This is a genomic window from Sphingomonas sp. URHD0057, assembly GCF_000620665.1.
In the GTDB taxonomy this organism is placed as follows: domain Bacteria; phylum Pseudomonadota; class Alphaproteobacteria; order Sphingomonadales; family Sphingomonadaceae; genus Sphingomicrobium.
In genome coordinates this window covers 517,764-540,894 of the sequence record NZ_KK211162.1, presented here as the reverse complement: position 1 = coordinate 540,894, position 23,131 = coordinate 517,764, and the positions used below count along the sequence as shown (strand labels likewise).

The 23,131-nt window shown below is 65.2% G+C and carries 24 protein-coding genes and 1 tRNA gene; 13 read left to right on the top strand and 12 right to left on the bottom strand.

Annotated features, from left to right (window positions below):
* Positions 1-4: 4 nt before the first annotated feature.
* Entirely contained in the window at positions 5-373 is a 369-nt protein-coding gene (locus N539_RS0111555) for a MerC domain-containing protein (RefSeq protein WP_028970382.1), read from the bottom strand.
* Positions 374-474: 101 nt separating this feature from the next.
* Here N539_RS0111555 and N539_RS0111550 point away from each other — a divergent pair, with 101 nt between their 5' ends.
* Positions 475-1,527: a COX15/CtaA family protein gene (locus N539_RS0111550; protein ID WP_028970381.1), complete on the top strand. Its 1,053-nt coding sequence runs from the start codon at positions 475-477 to the stop codon at positions 1,525-1,527.
* Positions 1,524-1,838: a divalent-cation tolerance protein CutA gene (gene cutA / locus N539_RS0111545; RefSeq protein ID WP_028970380.1), complete on the top strand. Its 315-nt coding sequence runs from the start codon at positions 1,524-1,526 to the stop codon at positions 1,836-1,838. Before N539_RS0111550 ends, cutA begins: the two co-directional genes overlap by 4 nt.
* Here cutA and N539_RS0111540 read toward each other — a convergent pair.
* Positions 1,835-2,128 carry a hypothetical protein gene (locus N539_RS0111540; RefSeq protein WP_028970379.1) on the bottom strand — a complete coding sequence of 98 codons (294 nt, stop codon included), beginning with the start codon at positions 2,126-2,128 and terminating at the stop codon, positions 1,835-1,837. The two genes, cutA and N539_RS0111540, sit on opposite strands and share 4 nt — an antisense overlap.
* Before the next feature lie 308 nt (positions 2,129-2,436).
* Positions 2,437-3,468, bottom strand: coding sequence for a lysylphosphatidylglycerol synthase transmembrane domain-containing protein (locus tag N539_RS16860; RefSeq protein WP_197018414.1), 1,032 nt, complete (start codon positions 3,466-3,468; stop codon positions 2,437-2,439).
* A 191-nt stretch (positions 3,469-3,659) separates the two neighbouring features.
* On the opposite strand from N539_RS16860, the gene rplM reads away from it, so the two are divergent.
* The 3 genes from rplM to N539_RS0111520 all read left to right on the top strand — a co-directional run bounded on the left by rplM (position 3,660) and on the right by N539_RS0111520 (position 5,637).
* Positions 3,660-4,139 carry a 50S ribosomal protein L13 gene (rplM, locus tag N539_RS0111530; protein WP_037552763.1) on the top strand — a complete coding sequence of 160 codons (480 nt, stop codon included), beginning with the start codon at positions 3,660-3,662 and terminating at the stop codon, positions 4,137-4,139.
* Complete coding sequence (gene rpsI / locus N539_RS19040; RefSeq protein ID WP_037552762.1) at positions 4,139-4,774, top strand: 30S ribosomal protein S9; 636 nt, start codon at positions 4,139-4,141, stop codon at positions 4,772-4,774. The genes rplM and rpsI overlap by 1 nt, the downstream gene beginning before the upstream one ends.
* Positions 4,775-4,893: 119 nt before the next feature.
* Positions 4,894-5,637, top strand: coding sequence for a ThuA domain-containing protein (locus N539_RS0111520; protein ID WP_051531762.1), 744 nt, complete (start codon positions 4,894-4,896; stop codon positions 5,635-5,637).
* A gap of 24 nt (positions 5,638-5,661) precedes the next feature.
* Here the strand turns inward: N539_RS0111520 and N539_RS0111515 are convergent, their stop codons facing one another.
* A complete protein-coding gene (locus N539_RS0111515; RefSeq protein WP_156029914.1) occupies positions 5,662-7,434 on the bottom strand; it encodes a serine hydrolase domain-containing protein in 1,773 nt (590 codons plus the stop codon).
* A gap of 77 nt (positions 7,435-7,511) precedes the next feature.
* Here N539_RS0111515 and N539_RS16850 point away from each other — a divergent pair, with 77 nt between their 5' ends.
* From N539_RS16850 to N539_RS0111490, 5 genes are read left to right on the top strand one after another with little or no spacing between them, the layout of a single operon-like run.
* The gene (locus N539_RS16850; RefSeq protein ID WP_051531761.1) at positions 7,512-8,303 is read left to right on the top strand and encodes a methyltransferase domain-containing protein; all 792 of its coding nucleotides are present in this window, start codon (positions 7,512-7,514) and stop codon (positions 8,301-8,303) included.
* A gap of 38 nt (positions 8,304-8,341) precedes the next feature.
* Positions 8,342-9,601: a metal-dependent hydrolase family protein gene (locus N539_RS0111505; RefSeq protein ID WP_028970374.1), complete on the top strand. Its 1,260-nt coding sequence runs from the start codon at positions 8,342-8,344 to the stop codon at positions 9,599-9,601.
* A complete protein-coding gene (locus tag N539_RS0111500) occupies positions 9,598-10,356 on the top strand; it encodes a dimethylarginine dimethylaminohydrolase family protein (RefSeq protein WP_028970373.1) in 759 nt (252 codons plus the stop codon). Before N539_RS0111505 ends, N539_RS0111500 begins: the two co-directional genes overlap by 4 nt.
* Before the next feature lie 44 nt (positions 10,357-10,400).
* Positions 10,401-10,706, top strand: coding sequence for an ArsR/SmtB family transcription factor (locus N539_RS0111495; RefSeq protein WP_037552761.1), 306 nt, complete (start codon positions 10,401-10,403; stop codon positions 10,704-10,706).
* Positions 10,703-11,182 carry an SRPBCC family protein gene (locus tag N539_RS0111490; protein WP_037552760.1) on the top strand — a complete coding sequence of 160 codons (480 nt, stop codon included), beginning with the start codon at positions 10,703-10,705 and terminating at the stop codon, positions 11,180-11,182. Before N539_RS0111495 ends, N539_RS0111490 begins: the two co-directional genes overlap by 4 nt.
* Here the strand turns inward: N539_RS0111490 and N539_RS0111485 are convergent.
* From N539_RS0111485 to N539_RS17905, 4 genes are all read right to left on the bottom strand, one after another.
* Positions 11,179-13,047: a M3 family oligoendopeptidase gene (locus N539_RS0111485; protein WP_028970370.1), complete on the bottom strand. Its 1,869-nt coding sequence runs from the start codon at positions 13,045-13,047 to the stop codon at positions 11,179-11,181. The two genes, N539_RS0111490 and N539_RS0111485, sit on opposite strands and share 4 nt — an antisense overlap.
* Positions 13,048-13,130: 83 nt before the next feature.
* Positions 13,131-14,126 (bottom strand): aldo/keto reductase, encoded by a 996-nt coding sequence (locus N539_RS0111480; protein WP_037552759.1) that lies wholly within the window; start codon positions 14,124-14,126, stop codon positions 13,131-13,133.
* 12 nt (positions 14,127-14,138) lie between these two features.
* Complete coding sequence (locus N539_RS16845; protein ID WP_037552758.1) at positions 14,139-14,414, bottom strand: DUF167 family protein; 276 nt, start codon at positions 14,412-14,414, stop codon at positions 14,139-14,141.
* A 4-nt stretch (positions 14,415-14,418) separates the two neighbouring features.
* Entirely contained in the window at positions 14,419-15,246 is an 828-nt protein-coding gene (locus tag N539_RS17905; RefSeq protein WP_028970368.1) for a helix-turn-helix domain-containing protein, read from the bottom strand.
* Positions 15,247-15,304: 58 nt separating this feature from the next.
* On the opposite strand from N539_RS17905, the gene N539_RS0111465 reads away from it, so the two are divergent.
* Entirely contained in the window at positions 15,305-17,152 is a 1,848-nt protein-coding gene (locus N539_RS0111465) for a hypothetical protein (protein WP_028970367.1), read from the top strand.
* Between the two features lie 160 nt (positions 17,153-17,312).
* Positions 17,313-18,428, top strand: a complete 1,116-nt coding sequence (locus tag N539_RS0111460; protein ID WP_156029912.1) for a DUF4932 domain-containing protein — start codon at positions 17,313-17,315, stop codon at positions 18,426-18,428.
* Between the two features lie 11 nt (positions 18,429-18,439).
* Here N539_RS0111460 and N539_RS16835 read toward each other — a convergent pair whose 3' ends face one another.
* The 3 genes from N539_RS16835 to N539_RS16830 are packed head-to-tail and all read right to left on the bottom strand — an operon-like array spanning position 18,440 to position 21,510.
* The gene (locus tag N539_RS16835; protein WP_231463041.1) at positions 18,440-19,996 is read right to left on the bottom strand and encodes a DHA2 family efflux MFS transporter permease subunit; all 1,557 of its coding nucleotides are present in this window, start codon (positions 19,994-19,996) and stop codon (positions 18,440-18,442) included.
* Between the two features lie 6 nt (positions 19,997-20,002).
* Entirely contained in the window at positions 20,003-21,061 is a 1,059-nt protein-coding gene (locus N539_RS0111450; protein WP_037552900.1) for an HlyD family secretion protein, read from the bottom strand.
* Positions 21,062-21,066: 5 nt separating this feature from the next.
* Positions 21,067-21,510 carry a MarR family winged helix-turn-helix transcriptional regulator gene (locus N539_RS16830; RefSeq protein WP_037552757.1) on the bottom strand — a complete coding sequence of 148 codons (444 nt, stop codon included), beginning with the start codon at positions 21,508-21,510 and terminating at the stop codon, positions 21,067-21,069.
* A 121-nt stretch (positions 21,511-21,631) separates the two neighbouring features.
* On the opposite strand from N539_RS16830, the gene N539_RS0111440 reads away from it, so the two are divergent.
* Positions 21,632-21,705, top strand: a tRNA-Gly gene (locus N539_RS0111440).
* 60 nt (positions 21,706-21,765) lie between these two features.
* Here the strand turns inward: N539_RS0111440 and N539_RS16825 are convergent.
* Positions 21,766-23,131, bottom strand: a 1,366-nt coding sequence (locus tag N539_RS16825) for a hypothetical protein (protein ID WP_037552756.1), incomplete at its 5' end; no start/stop codon positions are given.

Here is a 23,131-nt window from a genome sequence, read left to right as displayed (position 1 = left end):
TGGATCAGTCCGCCGCCATCGCGTTGAGGCGGTGCCCGAGCGCGAGAATCATGACGCCGACGACCGTGTAGGCGGCCTCGTTGCCGTCGTGCGGAAGGGTCAGCGCGCCGGCCATGACGCCCAGGCCGAGCCCGCCGATCGCGCTCGGCATCATGAAGCCGTGCTCGAAGATGCCGCGGCCGAGCGCGATCGACCCGAATATCATCGCCAGCGTCAAACCGACTTCGTGGATGATCGGCGCGCCGAGGAACCCGCCCGCGGCCGAGACCAGCGCCAGCAGCACCGCGGTCGCAACGCAATGCACCAGGCACAGGCCGGACAGGCCCACGGCGATCCGATCTAGCCGGGTGGTCGGAATCGACAGCTGGAGCATTGTCGCGGCATATAGGCCAGGCTCGGCGAAGATACAACATAACATTGTCAAATCGGCGACACTTGCTCCTCGCCTCGCTGCACGCGATTAGGCGCTCGCCTATGGACTCCGCCTCCGCCCCGTCCGCCCTCGCCGCGCGATCCCGGCCGCGCGCGCTCGCGAACCTGTTGTTCGTGGTCGCGGCGATGGTGTTTGCGATGGTCGTCGTCGGCGGCATCACGCGCCTGACCGAAAGCGGCCTGTCGATCACCGAGTGGAGGCCGGTGTCGGGCGCGATCCCTCCCCTCACCCATGCCGATTGGGAACGCGCCTTCGCACTCTACCAGCGGATTCCCGAGTACAAAGAGATCAACGGCCCGGCCGGCATGACGCTGGCGCAGTTCAGGCACATCTATTGGTGGGAGTTCGTGCATCGCCTGCTCGGCCGCCTCATCGGCGTCGTGTTCGCGATTGGGCTGGTCGCCTTCGCGGCGATGCGGGCGATCCCCAAGGGCTATGGATGGAAGATGATCGGCCTGCTCGTGCTCGGCGGCCTCCAGGGCGCGCTTGGCTGGTACATGGTCGAATCCGGGCTGCAGTACCGCACCGACGTCAGCCATTTCCGCCTGTCCGCGCATTTGCTGCTGGCGCTGGCGATCATGAGCGCGCTGATCTGGGTCGCGCTGGACCTCCGACGGATGGCCGCGACCGGCGCGGACCAGCCCTCGCGCCTCACCGCCCCGGCGACCGCGACGCTCGTCATCCTGTTCGTGCAGCTGATGTTCGGCGCCTGGGTGGCGGGGCTCAATGCCGGCCAGGTCGCACCGACTTGGCCCGACATGCAGGGCCGCTTCTTCCCTCAAGGCGTCGACTGGAGCCGGGGCTTCGTCTGGGCGCTGACCAACGATCCCTATCTCGTCCACTTCGTCCACCGCTGGTGGGCGTGGGTGGTCGTCGCGGCGATGGTCGTCTTCGCCCGCAAGGTCCGCCGGGTCCCGGGTGCGCGGGCGGCGTCGATCGCCATCCACTCGACGTTTGGGACTCAGGTCCTGCTCGGCATCCTCACCGTGCTGTCGGGCGTCGCGATCTGGCTCGCCGCGCTTCATCAGGCGGTCGGCGCGCTGCTGCTCGCTTCGACAATCTGGGGCGCACATGAGTTCGGGAAGCGACCGTGAGCGTCGTTTCCGTCTACGCCATCTTCGCCAACGCCGAAGAAGCCGAGCGCATCGGCCGCGCCGTCATCGAGGAGCGGCTCGCGGCCTGCATCAACATCCTCGCCCCCGTCCGGTCCATCTACCGCTGGCAGGGCGAGATCGAGAGCGCCGACGAAATTGCCGCGATCCTCAAGACGACGGCGGAAGGCGCGGATGCGCTGATTGCCCGCATCGCCGCCCTGCACAGCTATGACGTGCCGTGCATCGTGACCTGGCCGGTCGATAAGCTCCTCGCCGGCTACTCCGACTGGGTCGAGGACAACGTTCGCTAACGGCCCTTCGCGCTCATCTTGAACGGGACGTCGTCGAGTTTGCGCCGCAGCTCCTCGATCGATGCATCCTCCGTCTCCGTATAGCGCGCTTCGAGATCGGCTTCCTCGGGCGTCATCTCGCGGAAATAGGTGATCGTCAGGCGCTTGCCGAACACATCGTCCCCGCGGATCTTGAGCTCCGCCTCGCAGTCCGGCGGTAGGTTGTCGCGGACCGTCTCGAGATAGCGAATGAGATCGTCGAGCGAGGTATATTCGCTGATGTCGATATGATCTTTGACGCGTCTCGGCACGGCGATGTGTCTCCGACAGGATCCCGGATGTGCTGCTGGAACGCCCGCGTGACTAAGGCGCAGGCGCGCCGGAAGCAACGCGCAATCGATCCGAATTCGTCCTGCCGAGCCGAGTTGGCGCGCCTGAGCGACGCGCCGTTGCTCGGTTAAATTACGCCCAGCAGCCAGAGTACCAGGATCAGGATCAAGATGCCGCCAAGACCGATATACATCGTCGTTTCCTCTGTTATTTTTCGTTCACGCAAACAACGGCATGCGTCTCGGCAGCGTTCCCGTTGTTGCGCGGGCGTCACGAGCAAATGCGAAGATTATTCGCTGTCGTCCTTCGTCCGCTTGAGGTCCCGCCGGGAGGTAATCATCCCTGGAATCAACGGCAGCCAAAGAATGAACCCGCGAAACAGAAGGGTCGCCGAAATCGCGGCTTCGAGCGGGATTCCCATGGCGCGCAGCGTGCCCACGCTCACCGCTTCGAACGAGCCAAGGCCCATCGGAATGGGCCCGAGCGTGGTGACGATCGAGGCCATGATGAACCCCGCGAACGCGGCAGCGAACGGGGCCTTCACGCCCAGCGCGAACAGGCAAAACTGCATGGTCCACGCGTCGAGCGCAAACTGGGCTCCGTTGAGCAGGGTCAGCTTCACGATCAGGCGGCGATCGCGAACGAGCGTGGTCGGCGCCTCGCCCATCATTTCGGAGAGCTCGCGTAAGGCGCCGAAGCGCTCGAGCCAGCCGGGAAGCGCGCCCTCGCCCTTTTTCTGCAGCCAGAAGGCGAGCGCCGGAATGGCGGCGGCGAGCGCGAAGAAGGCGACCATCACCCCCGCGACCAGGCCGCTGGCATTGCCGTGCAGAAACAGCAGTCCCAGCACCACAACCGCGGCGACGGCATAGGATGCGTAATAAGCGACGATTGTCAGAATTACCGCCGCGACCGCAGTTCCACGGCTCGTGCCCAGAGCCATCAGCCGGTCGGCAACGACGACATTGCCGCTCATGCCCGCGGTAGGCACCGTCTGGTCGGCGAAATGCTTGGTTATGGTCAGCCGCAGCAGGCGCCGCAGCGGCACCGGGCAGCCGCCTGCTCGAAGGACGAGAGACCATTCCCAAGCCAGCGCGACATAGGTCGCGAGCTGAAGGAGGAGCGCCGCCAGCAGCCACAGCGGCTCGGCCCGGGCGATCAGCTCGGCGAATTTCTTGACGTCGCCCCAGTGGAAAACCGCGAAGACGAGCGCGCCGGTCAGAAGCAGCGCGAGCAGCCAGTTGCGCCAATGCGCCGCGAGCCCGATCTGCCGATCAGCGCCGGTCGATCGTCGGTTGCGGGCTTGAGTTGCGCGATCGGCCATTCGCCGGTGGAAACGCACCTCGCGACGCGCGAGTGCCATCGCGACGAATATCAGGCTCGACTCGTCAAAGGTATTATTTTACCCGCTAGCAAATCGCCGCTTTTCCTTGACTTTCCCGCCCTTCTCCGCAAATAGCGCGGTCACGGCGGCGCCCTTGGTGCCGCTTTTCTCATTTGAAGAGGTCACCCGCCATGAAGGCGCTGATGAAGACGACCAAGTCGGCCAAGCCGGCCGAGGTCGACAAGAAATGGCATCTGATCGATGCCGACGGGCTCGTCGTGGGCCGCCTCGCGACGATCGTCGCCAACATCCTGCGCGGCAAGCACAAGCCGAGCTTCACTCCGCACGTCGACTGCGGCGACCATGTCGTCATCGTCAACGCCGACAAGGTCCGCTTCACTGGCCGCAAGCTGCAGAACAAGATCTACTACAAGCACACCGGCTATGCCGGGGGCCTGAAGGAAGTCACCGCCGACAAGATTCTCGAGGGCCGCTTCCCCGAGCGCATCCTGGAGAAGGCCGTCGAGCGGATGATCCCGCGCGGGCCGCTCGGCCGCGACCAGATGCGGGCCCTGCACCTCTACAACGGCACTGACCATCCGCACGCCGGCCAGGACCCCAAGGTCCTCGACGTCGCTGCGATGAACCGCAAGAACAAGGTGGGCGCATAATGGCCAAGAAATCCCTTTCCGACCTCGGCGAGCTGACCAACCCCAAGCCTGAGGTTGCCGCCGCCCCTGAGCAGCCCGCCGCTGCCGAAGCGCCGGCCGAAGCAGCGCCCGAAGCGCCTGCCCAAGCGGAACGCGGATCGTCCGGTGGGCACGGCCGTCGCGGCCGCGAAGAAGCGGTCGACGATCACGGCGTTTCGACCCAGGGTCCGCAGATCGAAGCGATCCTGCGCGAGCAACAGCTCGACAAGCAGGGCCGCGCTTATGCGACCGGCCGCCGCAAGGACGCGGTCGCGCGGGTCTGGCTCAAGCCCGGCTCAGGCAAGATCGTCATCAACGGCCGCGAACAGGAAGTCTATTTCGCGCGCCCGACCCTTCGCCTGATCATCAACCAGGTGTTCGACGTCACCGACCGCAAGGGTCAGTATGACGTCGAGGCGACGGTCAAGGGCGGCGGCCTGTCGGGCCAGGCAGGCGCGGTCCGCCACGGCATTTCGACCGCTTTGACCCGTTACGAGCCGGCGCTGCGCACCACGGTGAAGCGCGAAGGCTTCCTCACCCGCGACCCGCGCGTCGTCGAGCGCAAGAAGTACGGCCGCGCCAAGGCCCGCCGCAGCTTCCAGTTCTCGAAACGCTAGAGTCTTTCACGAACCATTATACGAGGGGCGGTTGGGGCTTTTTCCCAGCCGCCCCTTCCTTTTGCTCTAATTGCAAACTCTAGCTTGAGCGCGGCGCAATGGTGGCTAGTCTCCGCTCTGTGCCGCGCTTGCTGCTCTCGATCCTGTTGCTGCTGGTCGCCGTCGCCCCCGGGACCGCGAAACCGGCAGCCGACGCGATCCTCATTTACTCCGGCACGACCGGATACCGGCACGAATCCATTCCTGCTGGAATCGAGGCCGTTGCCGCCTTGGCCAAACAGCGCGGACTGTCTGTGGTCGCGAGCGAGGACCCCGCCATCTTCTCGCCCGCCAGCCTGAAGCGCTTTCGCGCCATCGTCCTCCTCAGCTGCACGACCGATCCCAAAAAACCGGAGTCGGAGTGGCTGGTCGGCGACCGCCGCACGGCGTTGCAGCAGTTCGTTCAGGATGGCGGCGGCATCCTCGCGATCCACGCGGCGGCGGATTCGCATTATTTCTGGCCGTGGTACGGCAAGATGATCGGCGGTCATTTTCAGCGGCACCCGGCCGGGACTCCAAGCGGAACCGTGCGATCCGTGGCGCACGGAAACCCACTGCTATCCGGAGTACCGCCGACCAAAACGCGGTCCGATGAATGGTATTATTTCGACGATTACGACCCGACATCGCAATTGCTTGTGGTGCTCGACCCAGCCTCGATCGGCGAGCAGGACGTCAACCCCAACCCGATGGCCTGGGCGCGCCACGTCGGCCGCGGGCGCGTCTTCTACACCGCGATGGGCCACACCACGGAAAGCTATTCGGATCCCTATTTCCTGCGCTTGATCGCCAATGGGCTCGACTGGGTACGCAAGCCGCGTTGATCGTTACCGGCCATAAGCCTCAGGCTAAATGTCGCGGCGTTCGAAGGCTATTCCGAACATGGTCAGGGTCTGCGGGCGCAACTCGAAGAAATCGGCGAACTCGGCACGTTCCGGCGACCAATCGGCCTTGCCGACGCGCCACAAGTTCCCGCCCAACCGAGTCAACGGCATGTCGGTGCCGACCCACAGCCGGCCGCCGCGCTCCACGATGCGCATGACGCCGCCATATGGGCTGTCGCTCACGAAACGGCCGGCGAGTTGCGCCAGCTCGGGATTGGACGGCCTGATTTTGCCCCCTGCACCCTGCCGCAGGAACATCTCGCTTCCCCAGCTGGCGCCGACGATCCGGCCGCCGACGCGCTCGAACCAGATCGCATAGTCGGCAAAATCGGGATGAGACGTGCGGAACAGGTCGTCGTTCCAGGACTGCAGGGGGGCCTCGCGTCCGCCCGAACGCAGCACGAGCGTCCGGCCGGATGCCACCGTGAAGTTGCGGTCGCCGGCGTCATAGCGTCCGGCGAAGGACGCCGGATTGGCGAGTTCGGGCTCGAGGGCGGGTAGCGAAGGCAATGGGCGCCCCGCGCGCGCCGCCGCCACCGCCTGGACCGCGAACAGCGTCAGCTTGGTCGGGCGGTAGTCAGCCCAGGCACTGATCGTCGTGCCAGCGAACGCGCCGATGCCGGTTGCCGCGTCGAGGTGGAACGCGGCCGAGCCGAACGGCCCGCCCCCGGTATGATGGATGTAATTCGAACCGGCGTCGGTCACATGCATCAGTCCGTTGCCGTAGCGCATGCCCCCCTCGCCGCTCGGCACGAAATGGCGGGTGTAGGCGAGAGCGTGCTCAGGCGACAGGCCGAAGCCGACTCGGCCCTGAGCGGCGCCGGCGAGCGAACGCAGGTATCGGGTCATGTCGGCCGCCGTCGATGCGACGGAACCGGATCCTTCGCTGATTTCCAGCCAGGGAGCAGGGCGCAGGGCAGAGCCGCGGACATAGGGCCGCGACAGGTCGAACGGCTCGTATCCCTGGGCGGAAGCGAGGCGGTCGGCGGCAGTGACCGCACCACGGCTCCGGCTCATGCCGAGGGGCGCGAGCACCCGAGCCTCGATCAATTGCCGCAGCGGTGCGCCGGCGGCTTCCTCGGCGATCCGACCGAGCAGGATATATCCCACATTCGAATAGGACCAATGCTCGCCGGGCTTGAAGCCCAGCCACAGCCGGCCGGCGGACGGATGCTTGGGGCCGTCCTCCGGCAAGCCGGAATCGTGGTCGAGCAGATGCTGGACCGTAATGACCTCGGCGGGCCACGGGGCGTCGGGCAACAGGGGGCGCGCATCGCCGTCCAGGCGGAGCTTGCCCTCGGCGGCGAGCTGATGAATCACGGCGGCGGTGATCGACTTGGTGATGGAGCCGATCTGAAACAGCGTGCCGGCGGCGATGGGCCGGCGCGTGTCGAGGTCGGCAAAGCCACGGTCGATGGTCGTGGACCAGCCGTCCGGCGTGGCTACGGAAAGGGTGACGGCGGGAAGCGTAAAGAAGCGGCGGTGAACCTCGGTATAGTCGCCGATCGCGGCAAGGGCTTCCGCCACTCTGGATGTCGATACGGCGCCGTTCGCTACGGCAGAATGGCCCGCCGCCGCTACGCAGAGCACTCCCGCGGTGAACTCGCGTCTGTTGGCCTGCATGGCGAACTCCCCCGACTGGGGTGATGTCAAACAGCCGCTCATGCCGTCAAGCCAGTCCAGTGGCGTGCGGCAGCCGGCTGTCGGTTGGCGCACTTCTCGGCGGCGCTCGCCCACCGTCTCTCAGGCGCTCCTTTTCCTTTTGCGCGCAAGTTTTTGGAGGCGCGTTCCGCCAAGCTCTCTAACATCCCGGCATGAACGACGGCGATTACGTGCTCGGCACGCGCGACGATGAGGTCGAGCGCCTCGGACTGCAGCACCGCGTCTGGCGCGGCCGCGTCCTCGAAGCGTTCCGGCGCGCGCGAATCCGCTCTGGCCAAAGGGTCGTCGACGTCGGCGCCGGCCCCGGGTTCGTAACCGCCGATCTCGCCAGCCTCGTCGGACCGAGCGGCAGAGTGATCGCGCTCGAGCGCTCGCCGCATTTTGTGGACAAGCTACGCTCCCGCGGCCTCGCCAACGTCGAAGTGCGCGAGCATGACGTGTCGCAGCAATTCGGCCTCGGCGGAGCGGACGCGAGCTGGTGCCGCTGGCTCCTCTCGTTCGTGCCCACGCCCGCCGCGACCGTGCGCCATATTGGCGACGCGCTGAGGCCCGGCGGCATCGCCGTCTTCCACGAATATGCCGCGTACGAGACCTGGCGGATCATGCCGCCTAACCCGCTCCAGGAGCGCTTCCGTTCGCTCGTGATGCAAAGCTGGAGCGAAAGTGGCGGGGAGCCGGACGTCGCCCTGTGGCTGCCCCAATGGCTCGCCGAGGCCGGCCTCGAAATTGTCGAGACTCGCATACTCGCCGACATCATCACGCCCGCCGACGAAACCTGGCAATGGCCGCGCGCCTTCATGGAGACCGGCGCCCGCCGCCTGCACGAGCTGGGTTACATCGAGGCGACGGAGGTTGAGGCGATGGCGGTCCTCCTCGATGAGCCGCCCGAGGGCGCGCACATGCTGACGCCGCTCGTCGCCGAGATCATCGCGCGCAAACGCTGACGCTTCCGGCCGGCAGGATTGCCGGTTAGGCTGCGGTCATGCGCCGCCTGATCCTGCTCCTTTCCGCTCTGCTCCTGCCCACCATCGCCGCGGCCGAGCCGGTCCTGCTCCGACCGTCACGCGTGTTCGACGGCGTGAACGTCGCGCCGCACGAAGGCTGGCAGGTGCTGGTCGACGGCGACCGCATTGCGGCCGTCGGGCCGAATGTCTCTGCACCGGCCGACGCCCGGATCATCGACCTTCCCGGCGCAACGCTGATGCCGGGCCTGATCGAGGGCCATTCGCACCTCTTCCTTCACCCCTACAATGAGACACTCTGGGACGATCAGGTGCTGCACGAGCCGCTCGCGCTGCGCACGGCCCGCGCGGTCGTCCAAGCCGAACGCACCCTCGACGCCGGCTTCACCACCGAGCGCGATCTCGGCACCGAGGGCGCCGGATTCGCCGACGTCGGGCTCAAGAAAGCGATCGATCAAGGCATCGTCCCCGGCCCCCGACTGCTCGTCTCAACCAAGGCGATCGTGGCGCGCGGCGCCTATGGTCCCAAGGGCTTCGAACCTGGCGTTTCCGTCCCGCAGGGGGCGCAGGAAGTGGCTGGCGTCGACGAAATCATCCGCGCGGTGCGCGACCAGGTCGCGGCCGGCGCGGACATCGTCAAATTCTACGCCGATTATCATTGGGCCAAGGGCGAGCCGAGCCGCCCGACGCTCAGCCAGGCAGAGCTGAATGCCGGGGTCGCCGCCGCGCACGACGCGGGCCGTCTCGTTGCCGCTCACGCCACCACCGCCGAAGGCATGCGCCGCGCGATCCTCGCCGGCGCCGACACGATCGAGCATGGCTATGCCGGCACGGCCGAGGTGTTCAAGCTGATGCACGACCGCGGCACCGCGCTCTGCCCCACCATCGCGGCGTCCGAGGCCTATGCCCGCTATTTCGAGCATTGGGATGGCAACGAGCCGGCGCCGGAGAGCGTTCAGGAGAACCGCCGCTCCTTCGTCCTCGCGATGAAGTCCGGCGTTCCGATCTGCATGGGCGGCGACGTCGGCGTCTTCACCCACGGCGAGAACTGGCTCGAGATGGAGGCGATGCAGCGCGCGGGAATGCCCGCCGCGCAGGTGATGATCGCGGCGACGTCGGGCAACGCGCGGATCCTTCACCTGACCGACCGCGGCGAGGTAAAACCGGGCCTGCTCGCCGACCTCATCGCCGTCGACGGCGACCCGACGCAGAATGTCTCGGCCGTTCGCCGAATTCGCCTCGTCATGAAGGGCGGGCAGGTCGTCCGGGCAGCGCAGTGAAGGCGTTCACCCGAGCGGTCAGCCCGCGCATCGCCGAGTGCGAGCTGACGCACCTCGACCGCGTCCCGATCGATCCGGCGAAAGCGGTCGCGCAGCACGCGGCTTATGAGCGAGCGCTCGCCGATGCGGGCTTCGAGATCGTCCGCCTGCCCGAACTCGCCGACGACCCCGACGCCGTGTTCGTCGAGGACACGGCGCTGATCCTCGGCGACCATGCGGTGATCACCCGCCCGGGCGCGGCCTCGCGTATCGGCGAGGTGGATTCGACCGCCGCAGGCCTCGCGGATTATTTCGAACTGCACCGCATCGCGCACGGACATGTCGATGGCGGCGACGTGCTCCGAATCGGCAAACTCCTTTATGTCGGCGTTTCGACCCGAACCGATCGCGCCGGGATCGACGCGCTGGCGGCGATTGCCAACGCCATCGGCTACGAGGTCGCCGCGGCCGAGGCCGGCGCCTGCCTGCACCTCAAGACCGGCGCGATCTACGCCGGCAACGGCGTGCTGCTCTACAACCGTCAAGCGATCGACCCCGGCCAATTCGCTGGGGTGGAACCGCTCCCCGTCGATGAAGCTGAACCCACAGCCGCAAATTGCGTGCGCGCCGGCGACCGCCTCATCCTCCCGGCCGGCAATCCCCGCACCGCCGACGCGCTGCGCGGGCGCGGATTTAAGGTCGTTGAAGTCGACGTGTCCGAGCTTCAGAAAGCCGAGGCCGGCGTCACCTGCATGAGTCTCATCGACGACCGCTAATAGTAAGCGTTGACTTACGGTAAGTACTGTCTTACCATCGTGCCATGAACGACCGGATTTTCGCGGCGCTGTCCGATCCGACCCGGAGGGCTGTGTTCGAGCACATTGCCGAACGCCCCCAATCGGTCGGTGCGCTCGCCGCTTTGCTTCCGGTCAGCCGGCCCGCGGTGTCCCAGCATCTGAAGACGCTGAAAGACGCCGGCTTGGTCACCGACGAAGCCCGCGGGACCAGCCGCATCTACCGCGTCGACCCTCAGGGGCTCGGCCCGCTGCGCCGCTGGCTCGACCAGCAATGGGACCGCAGCCTCGCCAATTTCAAACGCCTTGCCGAACAGGAGCACGAACGATGAACGACACGGCCCAGCGCATCGCCCCGGCCGCGATCCGCAAGACGATCGAGGTGAACGCGCCGATCGACCGCGCCTTTCAGGTGTTCGCGGCCCGCATGGGTGACTGGTGGCACAAGGAGCACAGCATCGCCCGAGGCACGACCCAGAAGGACGTCGTCATCGAACCGCGTGCCGGCGGCCGCTGGTACGAGGTCGGGGCCGACGGCTCCGAGTACGATTGGGGCAAGGTCCTTGCCTACGATCCCCCTCGCCGCCTGGTCCTCGCGTGGCAGCTGACCTGCGAGTTCGCCTACGACCCCGACTTCGAAACCATTGTCGAGGTCAATTTCGAGGAGCGCGACGGCAAGACCGTCGTCCATTTCGAGCATCGCGACCTCGAGCGCATGGGCGCCGACGCCGTCGAGCTCTTCGAAAGCATGGACGGCGGCTGGGGCATGCTCCTCGACCTGTTCAAGGCCGAAGCCGAGCGCGGCTAGGCCAGCGCCTCGGCCTGATCGAGCACCTTCGAGAAGCTGCTGACGATCAGCTGGTACGGCTCGGCGGTCGCCATATCGAGACCGCCCAGCTTCAGCAGACTGTAGCCATAGTCCGAACCGCCCGAGCGGAGCACCGCGAGGTAGCGGTCGCGGTCGGCCGGCGTGCCGTGCATGATCTTCTGCGCGAAGAAGTTCGCCGCGGTGATCGAGGTTGCATACTGCCAGACGTAGAGGCCGAAATAGAAGTGCGGGATCGCCGACCACTCGCTGGCATAGTCCGGCTCGATGCGGACGTTGGGGCCGTGGTAGCGCTTGAGGAGGTCGAGATAGAGCCCGGCCATCTTCTCGCCCGATAGCCCTTCGCCCGTGGTCCCGAGATCGTTGATCGCCAGCTGGAACTCGGCGAACATCGACTGACGGAAGAAGGTCCCGCGATAATTCTCCATGATCTGGCCGAGGTAGAACAGCTTGTCCTCCCTCGTTTTCGCCCGCTCCACCATCATGTTCGCGAGCAGCAACTCGTGGCAGGTCGAGGCGACCTCCGCAGTGAAGGTCGGATAGTTCGCCAGCTCGAACGGCTGCGCCTTGTTGGCGAGCATCGTGTGCATCGCATGGCCCCATTCATGGGCATATTGCGACACGCCGTCATATTTGTTGGTGAGGTTCAGCAGCAGGTACGGGTGAACGTCGAACCCGCCCGGGTCCATGTACGCCCCCGAGGCCTTGCCCGGCCGCGGGAACGGGTCGACCCAGCGCTTGGCGCTCGAATCCAGGAACAGCTTCACATAATCGGGCCCGAGCGGCTTGATTGCCTCGCTCGTCAGCTGGCGCATTTCGGCCAGGCTGTAGGTCCGGTCCGATTTCACCAGCGGCGGATAGATGTCCCAATAGCCCATGTCGGGCAGCCCGAGCATCCGCTGACGCAGCGCGAAATAGCGGTGCAGCACCGGCAAGCCACGGTTGGTCTCCGCGATCAGCGACCGATAGACCGGTTCGGGAATGTTGGATGCGCCGAGCGCCGCCTGGAGGGCGCTGTCGTAATGACGCGCCTTCGCACTGAACAGCGCGCCCTTGACCTGTGCCCCCAGGGCCGCGCCAAGCGAATTTTCGAACGCCTTGTAGCTCGCCCAATATTTGTCGAAGACCATTTTTCGGTCGGCCCGGTCGGGCGCGCTCCGCGCCTGCGTGTAGCCCTGATCGTCGAGCCTGACCTCGCGGCCGTCGCTGAGCTTCACGGTCGGCCGCGGAATATCCGCCGCAACCAGCTGGTCGCGGATGTCCTGCGGCCCGGCGAGCGGGGTTCCGGCGGACGCCAGCAGCTGCTCCCCGCCGGGCGACAAAGTATGCGGCGCCTGGCGCAGCGTGTCGTGCAACCCGAAGGCGAATTTGTTGAGGCCGGGATCGGCCGCGATCAGCGCGTCCACCCGCGACGCACCAAGCGCGACGATTTCGGGGTTAGTCCAGGCGGTCGCTTCGCCGATTGCGGTGAACACGTCCTGCGCCTTCTGCTTGCGCTCCTGGTTGGCCGCGACGCGCCGATCCTCGTCCGCTTTCAGGGAGGCATAGGTGTACAGCCGCGACGTCCGCCGGTTGATGTCCGACTGTGCCTGCAGCGCTGCTTTCAACGTCGCCGCGCTCGAACCCAGCTTGCCCTGGTATGCCTTGAGCGCCGGCACGTCCTTCAGGATCGCCTGGCGCTCCGCCTCCCACGCCGCATCGGTCGGGAATAGATCCTTGAGATCCCACGCCGCGGTCGCGGAAGCTCCCTCCGCCGCCTGTGCCAGCACTTTCGTCGGCGTTGCAGCGGTAACGGCGCTGGCAATGACTCCGGAAACCAGCATTTCACGGCGTGACAGATCGAACATCGCGCGAATCCCTCCCCTCGCAAGAGGAGGGTGACTTGGCACGGCTTATGGCGCCGCGCCAGCGGCCGTTCGACGAAGGGCTGTTAGCGGTTGACTGCCGCCATCGCCTGCTCGGGATAACGCGGCCCCGCCGCGGCGCCGGGCGGCAGGATCTCGTCGAGGCGCTTCAGGTCCTCGTCGCTGAGCTTGACGTCGAGCGCGCCGATATTCTCATCGAGATAGCGGCGGTGCTTGGTGCCCGGGATCGGCACTACGTCCTCGCCCTTGGCCAGCACCCAGGCGAGCGCGAGCTGCGCCGTGGTGCAGCCCTTCTCCTGCGCCAACACCTCGACCTCTCGAACGAGCTGGATGTTCTTTTCGAAATTCTCGCCCTGGAAGCGCGGGTGATTCTTGCGAAAATCATCGTCGGCGAAGTCGCTCGGCGACTTGATCTGGCCGGTCAGGAAGCCGCGCCCGAGGGGCGAATAAGCGACATAGCCAATGCCGAGCTCGCGGACTGTCGGCAGCACCTCGGCCTCGGCGTCGCGGCTCCATAGCGACAGCTCGGTCTGCACCGCGGTGATCGTCGAAGTCGCGAATGCCGCGCGGATCGTCCGCGGCGCGGCTTCGGACAGTCCGAGGTAGCGCACCTTCCCCTCCCGCTGCAGCCGCGCCATCTCGCCGACCGTGTCCTCGATCGGCACCGACGGGTCGACGCGATGTTGGTAATAGAGGTCGATCACCTCGACCCCTAAGCGCTCCAGGCTCGCCTCGCACGCCGAGCGTACGTAGTCGGGGTCGCCGCGGACGCCGAGGAACTCGCCATTGGGTCCGCGCACGTTGCCGAACTTGGTCGCCAGAAAGACCCGGTCGCGCTTGCCCTTGATCGCCCGCCCGACCAGCTCCTCGTTGCGGCCGACGCCGTACATGTCGGCGGTGTCGAGGAAGGTGACGCCGCGCTCGATCGCATGATGGATGGTGGCGATCGATTCGTCCTCGCTGCCGCCGGCATAGAATTCGCTCATGCCCATGCAGCCGAGGCCGATGGCGGACACTTCAGGTCCGTCGCGGCCGAGCCGCCGCTTGCCGATCTCGAACATTGTCTTCTCCCTTTATGTGCTGAGCCGCGCCCGCGCCTCTGCAACGTCAAATGGGATCGCGATCCGCTTGTGACGAGATGTCGTGCCGGAAAGTATCGACAGTTCGCAACGGCTGACCCCAAGCGCCTTGGCGAGCAAGGCGATCACCGCCTCGTTCGCCGCGCCGTCCGCCGGCGCGGCGGCGACGTGGACCTCGAGCTCCTCGCGGCCGTCGGCGCCCGCTCGCCACCCGCGAAAGCCGGGCCGGGACGAGCGCGGCGTGATCCGCACGGCAATCACCGAAGTCATCGCCTCAGGCCGATACTGCCAGGCGCTCGTCGAACAACTGCCGCTCGCGCCGGACCTGAAGTGGCGTCCGCCCAAGGACCGCCGAGAAGCTGCGGTTCATGTGGCTCTGGTCGCAAAATCCCGCGGCAACGGCGATCTCGGCCAGCGGCAGCGGCGAGTGACGCAGCAACGCGGAGGCTGTCTCGACGCGCCGGCGGCGCCTCGTCTCCGTCACGCCCTCCCCCATCGCCGCGCGATAGGCGCGCGCCAGATAGGCCGGATGAAGATCGAGCGTGCGCGCGATCTCGGTTGCGCCTCCCGGCTCGTTGTCGCCGAGCCGTTCGCGCAGGCCCGCGACCCAGCCCGGCGGGGACTGCGCCTCGGCCATCAGCGCGAAATTGAGGAACTGGGCGGTCGCTTGCCCGAGCGCGGCTTCGTCGGCGCTGAGCGCGGCCACCACCTGCGACAGCCGCCTCGAGGCAAGCCCCACCGGCCCGCCGCTCCACAGCAGCGAGCGGTCGAGCCGGTGGTTGAACCCGTGCAGCCGCAGCCAGGCCGGGTCGAACTCGATCGTCAGCGTCTCCAGGCCCTCGGCCTCGACCACGTCCGCGTGAGGCCGTCCGGCCGGATGAAGAACCGCGCACGGGCCGGACATATCGGCTTCGCCGCCATCGTATTGCTCGCGATAGCGGCCGGCGGTGTAGAGCCCGATATACGCCCAGTCGTGACTGTGCTCCTCAATCCGCTGCTCGCCCGGATGGACCACCCGCAGCACCCGCGCTCCGGCAAAGCGGTGGAGCTCGATCTCCAGCCCATTGAAGTTGGTCGCTCGGTTCACCTTCGAATCGTCCAATATTCTATGCTTCGACGACGCTAAATTTGTAGCTCAACCGAGTAAAGGACGGTCGGTGATGCGTGTCGGTGCAGGCTTGGCGTTGGTCGAATTTCTTCTCGCTTCGGCTGCGTCCGCGGCAACTCTCGGCCAGGGCCGCTCGGAATATGAGCTCAATCACGTCGCCAAGGCGGAAGGCGTCTATGCGAGCATCATCGCCGACCCCGCCGCTCCCGCTTCGGACAAAGCGGGCGCCGAGCGCGAACTGGCGCGCGTCGCATGGCTCGTGGACGGCGATGCGCCGCGAGCGCTCGAGCATCTCGACGCGGCGCTCCACCTCGGCGACAAGCCGTGCGACAGCGCCGAGCTCAAAGCGCGCGTGCTGCGCGAATCCGGCCGCTTCGATGAGAGTATCCGCGAATCCAATGCGCTGCTCGCCGCCTGTCCCGATGCGGCCGAGCGCGACGCCATCCGCACGCACCTCATCGGCGCGCGGCTCGACCTCGCCGCGAAAACTCCGTCCCGAAGCGCTCAACTGCTCGCGGAGGCGAAGACCGAGGAAGCGCAATTCACCCCCGACGCCGACATTGAAGCTGCGCGCGTTCGCCTCGAGACCGCGCTTCTCACCGACGACGCCGCTGCAGCGCTCGCCGCGTGGAAGGATTATTTCTGGATCGAGGACAGCGACGCGCCCCAGGCGCTGCAGGATGCCGGCGCGACAGCGCTGTTCGTCAACGGCCTGCGCTCGGGTGCCACGGCCGACGATCGCCTGAAGCTCACCGAGCTTCTCGTCCGGGCCGGTTTCGCGCAGTCGTCGCAACGCTTTGCGGCGGTGCACGATTTGAACAGGATCGAAGCCGGCAACCCGACATGGGAGCGGGTGCAAACCTATTGGGCGGAGCGCGCCAAGCTCGAAGCGAAGCTCCTCGAGCTCCATCGCGCCATGGCTCGCGGAAAGAGTGACAACGGCGGGGTGCTGGCTGCTGCGAAAGCCTTCACTGCGGCACTGATGACAGCGGCGGGAGCGACCGGCGATCCGAGTGAAGCGCTGCGCAAATATTACGGGATCCTGGGAACGGCCGGCCAAACCAACGGCTATCCGAGCATGCACGGCGGCCACGTGATCGAGGACCGCGACGACCAGGTCACGCAATATGGCCACACGGCCAAGATCCATTTCGTGGCCATCGACAACATGATCTCCAACGGCTTCACGTCGTGGCTATGGGATGGCTCGGCCGCGGTCGGAGGATGGACCGCCAATGGGGTCATCGTCCAGGTTCGTCCGCGCTATGTCCAATCACCGCTGACGGCCTTCCAGCAAACCCGGGACAGCGAGGCTCGGCGCACGCTCATCTCACGCGGCAATCAACGCTCCGTCGAGGACATCGCCAAGCTGAAGCAGCGGGCGGTCGCGACGCTCGACGGCCTCGGCAGCCGCCTCCAGCTGCAAGTCGTCGACCGCGTCGCCACGGTCGCCCGCACGAAATCTCACGACGACGCCGGCTTCCGCCGAGCCTTCCTCGCCGAATATGCACGCGCCAATTTCAACCAGTCGATCTACGTCCATGAAGGCCGTCACGCGATCGACGAGACGCTCGGCATCAAGGTCGAACAGCCGGTGCTCGAATATCAGGCCAAGCTGTCGGAGCTCGCGTTGACCGATTATCCGCGCATGGCACTCGGCAACATGGATCGCAGCCTTGAAGGCGATGGGCCCCACGACGTGGCCGGCGCCAAAATTTTCGACCAATATCGGCGCTGGATGGAAGCGCACACCGACCGGATCCTGGGTTACGACGCGGCCGTTCCGGTTCTCGCCCAATTCGACAAGCTCAGCGACGACCAGATCCGCGAGATCGCGCGCTCGCTCGACCCGCTTCCCAACGGCAAGTCGTCGCCGGCCAAGCTCAGCGAGCTTCCCTAAGCGGCTAATCGCCCCGTGCTGTCCGCCATCGAAATTGCCGTGGGTGCTACAATTGTCGCACCGGTCGATGTGAAACTGCTCTTGGTCGAATTGTTCGCTGTTGCAGTGCCTTGCGCGCGCATCTTATCCGGCACGATCGACAGGATTGGGCGGAGGCGTCATGAGAATAGTTCGGCTGATTGCAGTTGCCTTGGCACTAATCGCGGCAGCACCAGCGCCAGCGCGTACTCCACAATTCGAACTCGATCGGAACGCGACGCTGGAAACGCTCCAGATCATGGTTTTGCTGGCGCCCTCGTGGAAGGTGCCGAACGTGGGCGTCCGCCCCTTGGCGGACAAAGAGAAGGCGCATTTCGCCCGCTACGCTTCGCATCCTTCTATCCAGCTGCTCGACAAAATGATGCGGGCGGAAGGCAGCGGCTGGATAAACTGGCTTCAAATTTTGAACATTATGGCCGTCTCTTCCGAGAAGCCGGTTCCTCATGCGTCCTTCGATCGCAATCGGATCGGTTTTCCGGATTTCGAATTCCCGAAGCAGAATATCGCTTCAGCCGTTCAACTAATGAATGCCGTAAACCAATTTTACCGGGACGCTCATGTGGAGAACTTCCTCCACGAATCGCGACTGGCCTACGACTGCGCCTTTGCCGAAGTCCAAAAGGATTTGCCGCCGCCGTCCTTGTTGTCGGCAATGGAGCGTTACTATGGCACCAGCCTCAGCCGTTACGCGGTCCTGCCATCCCCGCTTGAGAACAATTTCGTCGATATGAATGTGCGGGTGAATACCCCGCAAGGGATTCAGACATTCATGATCGTTGCTCCCAATCGACACGCAAAGACGGCTGAAGAGTATGGATGCGGCTTCGAAGAGGGCAAAGACACCAAGTGGCTAGTCATCCACGAGTTTGGACATTCTTTCGTCAATCCGCTTCTGGAAGCGCCGGCGGTGAAGACCAAGATCAACCAATATGCTCACCTCTATTCCCCCATAAAGGACGAGCAGACATCGCAGGGCATGCCCGAATGGTTCGGCACAGTGATCGAGCATGTGGTCAGGCTCGGCGAGATTCGAATCTTGGAAAGTGTCGGTGACAGGAACGGAGCGCAACAGCGCCGCCTTGATTACGTGTTCGACCGCGATTTCGTCTACCTCCCGTTGCTTGAGGATCGGATCAAGGAATATGAGGCGGACCGCACGAAATACGCCACGTTTCAGTCGTTCATCGATCGACTAATTGGCGCCTTTTCCGATGAACAACCCGTCAGCAAGCAATAGACGCCGGCAGCTTAATCCATCGCCGCATGCTGCGGCCCGCCGCTGCCGGCGCGGTTGCCGCGGCGCATCAAAAGCAGCAGCGGAAGCACCGCGAAAGTCACCAGCATCATCAGCTTGAAGTCGTCCAGATAGGCGATGAACAGCGCCTGCCGCGTAATCTCGCCGTTGATGTAGGCGAGCACCAGCGGGCCGGCGGTCGGGATCGCGGTCTGGATCAATGTCGAGTTCGCCGTCGGGATCGTCTGCTGGGTGATATGCTGGGCGAGATCGGCATGCGCGACCTGGGTCATCCGCACGAGCTGCGCCCCGACTACCGAGATGCCGACCGACCCACCGATGTTGCGGGACAGGTTGAGCATCGCGGCGGCGGTCGTCCGCATCCGCGGTGCCAGCGTTTCGAACGCCAGCGTCTGCAACGGCACGAAGATTAGCCCAAGGCCGAGGCCTTGGACCACACCGCTAACGATCACCGGTCGCGCCGGTTGGTCGATGGCGAAGCCCGTCATCATATACAGCGAAACGCCCATCAGGACGACGCCGATGCCGACCAGCACGCGCGAATCGAACTTGCCGACCAGGCGCCCCGCCAGGAGCATCGAGATCAGGGTCCCTACCCCACGCGGAGCAGTCAGGAAGCCGGACTGGAGCACCGAATAGCCGTACATGGTCTGCAGCAGTGGCGGCAGCAGCGCGAGGCCGGCGAGAAGCAGCACCCCGGTCACCGCCATGAACACCAGCCCGGTTGCGAAATTGCGGTCGGCGAACATCGAGCGCTCGAACAGCGGGTGCTTCGCCGTCACCATCTGAACGACGAACATCCAGCCGGCTCCGATCGCGACGCCAAGCTCGATGATCGTCTCCCAGCTCTGGAACCAGTCGTTCTGCTGGCCGCGATCGAGGAACAACTGCAGTGCGGCCAGCGCAATGCCGAGCAGCGCGAAGCCGAACAGGTCGAACTTGCGCTCGTGCGTCTCGGTCTTGGGCATGAAGCGAAGCATCAGGAGCGCGCAAATGATGCCAACCGGCAAATTGACCAGGAACACCCACCGCCAATTGTAATTGTCGGTCAGCCAGCCGCCGAGCACCGGGCCGAGGATCGGGCCAATCATCACGCCGCCCCCGAACAGCGCCATCGCCTGGCCCTGCTTGTCGCGCGGGTTGATGTCGAACAAGGTCGCCTGGGCAAGCGGGACGATGAACGCTCCGCCGATGCCCTGAAGGCCGCGGAACAGCACCATTTCAGGCAGCGAGGTCGCGGTCGCGCACAGGACCGACGCCACAGTGAAAAGCACGACCGAGATCAGCAACAGCCGCTTGCGCCCGACCTTGTCGGCGAGCCAGCCGCTGATCGGCAAAGCGATCGCAGAAGCGACGATATAGCTGGTCAGCACCCAGTTGATGCTGTCCTGCGTCGCGCTGAGGCTCGCCTGCATGTGCGGCAGCGCGACATTGGCAATGGTCGTGTCGAGCACTTGCAGCAGGACCGCCATCATCACCCCGATGGTGACGATGATCCGCTCGCCCGTAGGGAGCACATGGGTCGGGCTGTTGTCGGGCGTGCTCGCCACGAATGCTTACTTCTTGGTCTGGTCGAAATAGACGGTCGCGTTGACCGACAGGCCGGCGATCATTGGCCGCTCCGGATTGCCGTCGAAGGCGATCCGCACGGGCACGCGCTGGGTTACCTTGACCCAGTTACCGTTGGCATTCTGCGCGGGGAGCAGCGAGAATTCGCCGCCCGTTCCCGCGCCGATGGTCTGCACATGGGCTTCGAACTTCCGGCCCGGGTAAGCGTCGACCTCAATCCTGGCCTTCTGGCCGGGTACCATCTTGCCGACGTCCTTTTCTTTGAAGTTCGCCTCGACCCACGCAGTCTGGCTATGAACAAGGCTCAGCACGCCGACCCCGGTCACGGCCATCTGGCCGACCTGGAGGTTGTCGGCATTCTCGACCACGCCATCCATCGGGGCGTGGATCTGCGTGCGCTCGAGGTCGAGCCGCGCCTTGTCGACCGCGGCCTGCGCCTGCGCGATTTGAGGCTGGTCGCCGCCCGGCGCGAGCGCGGCATGGGCGTTCGCCGCCCGCGCTCGCGCATCGGCGAGGTCCTGTTCGGCGGTCTTCACCTCGTTGAGCGCGTCGTCGTAGTCGGAGCGGGTGGTGAAGCCCTGCTTGAGCAAGGCTTGCTGACGGCCGAGCGCATTTTTCTTGATGGCCAGGTTGGCCTGCTCGCCGACGATGTCGGCGCCGGTTCCGGCCGCCTGGGTCTGCAGCTGGCTGGTCTGCAGCCGCGCGGTCGCGAGCTGCGCCTGCGCCTGCTCGAGCGCGACCTTGAACGGCGCCGGATCGATGCTGAACAGCAGCTGCCCACGCGTCACCCGCGCCCCGTTCCTGACGTAGACGTGCTGGACGGGGCCAGCGACCTGCGGGCTGACCGAGACGATGTCCTGCTTCACTTGCGCGTCGTCGGTGGAGACGCTGCCGCCGCTGGTCAGCCAGTAATAGGCCCCACCGAGGATCAGCAGCGCCGGCACGATCAGCATCAGGACGGTCCGCAAGGAAACGCGCGCGCCGATCTTGCGCTTGACCTTCGGCGCGTCGTCCGACGCGGTGCCGGTCATCGGTTCGGTTGCCATTTTGTTCATTGATTCAAAGCCCTGCTGATTGGTGCTGACCGGGTGACGTTCTCGCGCGCCTGCGCAAGCACGCGGCGGGTCGTCGCGATGTCTTTCGGGTCGATTCCGGCAAACGCTTCCTCGACCAGCTCGGCGGCAATGGCCTTGAGCTTTACGACGAGCGGCTGTGCCGTGTCGGTGAGTTGAAGGCGCCAGGCGCGGCGATCGGCGGGATCGGCGGCGCGCTCGACGTAGCCGGCCTCCTCCAGCCGGTCGATCATTCGCGTCAACGTGATCGGCTCGATATCCAGAATGTCGGCAAGCTCGACCTGCCTCAGTCCCGGGTTGCGGGTCAGGCGCAGGAGCACCTTGGCCTGCGCCCCGGTAATGCCGAGATGCGCCGCACGCCGGGCGAAAGCCCGCTTCACCGCATGCGCGGTCTCGCCGATTTCATAGGGTAAGGTTTCCATTTGAGACGGATATAGTAAGTATGCTTATAATGTGCAACGCCGGAATCGCCGTCATGTTCCAAACGGATTTTTCGGGGTGCGTTGACGGCCCGCGGAGGGCGACCTAACTCGGCGGCGCCAAGCGGGTATGATGTAATGGTAGCCTGTCAGCTTCCCAAGCTGAACGCGCGGGTTCGATTCCCGCTACCCGCTCCAAAATTCGAGCATCGGGGGGATGCTTGAATTTTGGAGCGCCGCCGCGGAGCGGCGGGGCGACTATAAGAACAGGCTCGCGTGGACCTGCGACAGCACGTTGAGCGCCAACTCACTATCCGCATCGCAGCAATATTCGACACCGGCGATCGTGCCCGTGTTGTTATAGCCGTCCAGCGCGGAATGCATCGCCGCCGCACTGACCGGAAGATCCTGCCCTTGAGTGACTGCATTCTGCCAGCTCGCCGAGCTCGGGGCGATTCGCGCGTCGAATTGGAACGTCGATTGGCTGTCCCCGTCATGATAGCTGTTCACGAGGTTCTGCGCGGCAGTGCCGTTGGTGGTGCTGGCGAACTGCTGGAACCAGTCGATCGCGGCATCGAGGTACTCCTTCGGCGAGTTCGTGCCGTCGCCGGAATTGACACCGCCGATGCAGTTGCCGGTGTCGTCGCCCGGGTTGTTGGCGAGATAATTCAGCCACGTCGCCACCACATCGCGCCCAAGCATGTAAATGCCGTCGGCGGTCTTGCCGTCAGCAATCTGCTTGCTGGATGCATTGATCAGCGTCTTTGCATCGGCAAGGCTGATGAAGACGGTATCCTCACCCGCGTCGGTGATGCCGTTCTTGTTGTAATCGCCGATCAGCAGACCCTTGGTGAAGGCGTCGCTGCTATTGATGACGTGGTCGCCATTGGTATCCGACAGATACACTTTGTAGAGCAGCTCGCCGCCGGCAAACCCAGGTGTGCCGGCCTGATGCGGCTCGTTGGGCGCAGTTCCCCAGCCCGCGCCCTTGGCATCCCAGAACGTGCCCCACTTGGTGCTTGCCCAGAAGCCCGGCGTGCGGACGCCGACGCAATCCTCGTCCTCGACGACATAATAATTTGCGTCGTCTTCGGCCAAGACGGTCGTATCACTGATTGCCGATACCGCTTCGACGGCCGCCGTATTCTCATGCTGGCCGAGGGCGGAATCCAGCGAATAATAGACTGAAAACGAATCTCCTGCCGCCAGGACGAAATCATCCACCGTGGCGAAGTTGCCATCGGCATCATCGAGGGTGCCGTCCAGGTTTTGGTCGTAATCCGACCATGCGCCGTCGATGGTCCCGTCGTTGTCGATGTCGATCTGGGCATTGACCAGATTGTAGTCGATCACCTCGTTGGTCTCGACGCCATTATGATCGACGGTGTCCGATATCGAGATGCCGGACAGGGCTTCGTTGCCGGTATTCGAAACGACGACCTTGAAGTCGACCGTGGTGCTGGCGCTTGCCAGCGGTCCGCTCGGATCGTTCGCATCGACGAAGGCGCCGCTGACATCGGTCTTCACATATTTCGTAATGGCGATGTCCGGATTCGGCAGGAAGTTGGCGAAGTCGAGCCCGGTCTGGTCGGTGCCCGACGTGCCGGTGATGGTGTAGCCGGCA

Coding starts and splice junctions, on each gene's coding strand:
- N539_RS0111555 (WP_028970382.1), bottom strand. CDS start 373: ATGCTCCAGCTGTCGATTCCGACCACCCGGCTAGATCGGATCGCCGTG.
- N539_RS0111550 (WP_028970381.1), top strand. CDS start 475: ATGGACTCCGCCTCCGCCCCGTCCGCCCTCGCCGCGCGATCCCGGCCG.
- N539_RS16860 (WP_197018414.1), bottom strand. CDS start 3,468: ATGGCCGATCGCGCAACTCAAGCCCGCAACCGACGATCGACCGGCGCT.
- rplM (WP_037552763.1), top strand. CDS start 3,660: ATGAAGGCGCTGATGAAGACGACCAAGTCGGCCAAGCCGGCCGAGGTC.
- rpsI (WP_037552762.1), top strand. CDS start 4,139: ATGGCCAAGAAATCCCTTTCCGACCTCGGCGAGCTGACCAACCCCAAG.
- N539_RS16850 (WP_051531761.1), top strand. CDS start 7,512: ATGAACGACGGCGATTACGTGCTCGGCACGCGCGACGATGAGGTCGAG.
- N539_RS0111505 (WP_028970374.1), top strand. CDS start 8,342: ATGCGCCGCCTGATCCTGCTCCTTTCCGCTCTGCTCCTGCCCACCATC.
- N539_RS0111495 (WP_037552761.1), top strand. CDS start 10,401: ATGAACGACCGGATTTTCGCGGCGCTGTCCGATCCGACCCGGAGGGCT.
- N539_RS0111490 (WP_037552760.1), top strand. CDS start 10,703: ATGAACGACACGGCCCAGCGCATCGCCCCGGCCGCGATCCGCAAGACG.
- N539_RS0111485 (WP_028970370.1), bottom strand. CDS start 13,047: ATGTTCGATCTGTCACGCCGTGAAATGCTGGTTTCCGGAGTCATTGCC.
- N539_RS0111480 (WP_037552759.1), bottom strand. CDS start 14,126: ATGTTCGAGATCGGCAAGCGGCGGCTCGGCCGCGACGGACCTGAAGTG.
- N539_RS16845 (WP_037552758.1), bottom strand. CDS start 14,414: ATGACTTCGGTGATTGCCGTGCGGATCACGCCGCGCTCGTCCCGGCCC.
- N539_RS0111465 (WP_028970367.1), top strand. CDS start 15,305: ATGCGTGTCGGTGCAGGCTTGGCGTTGGTCGAATTTCTTCTCGCTTCG.
- N539_RS0111460 (WP_156029912.1), top strand. CDS start 17,313: ATGAGAATAGTTCGGCTGATTGCAGTTGCCTTGGCACTAATCGCGGCA.
- N539_RS0111450 (WP_037552900.1), bottom strand. CDS start 21,061: ATGGCAACCGAACCGATGACCGGCACCGCGTCGGACGACGCGCCGAAG.
- N539_RS16830 (WP_037552757.1), bottom strand. CDS start 21,510: ATGGAAACCTTACCCTATGAAATCGGCGAGACCGCGCATGCGGTGAAG.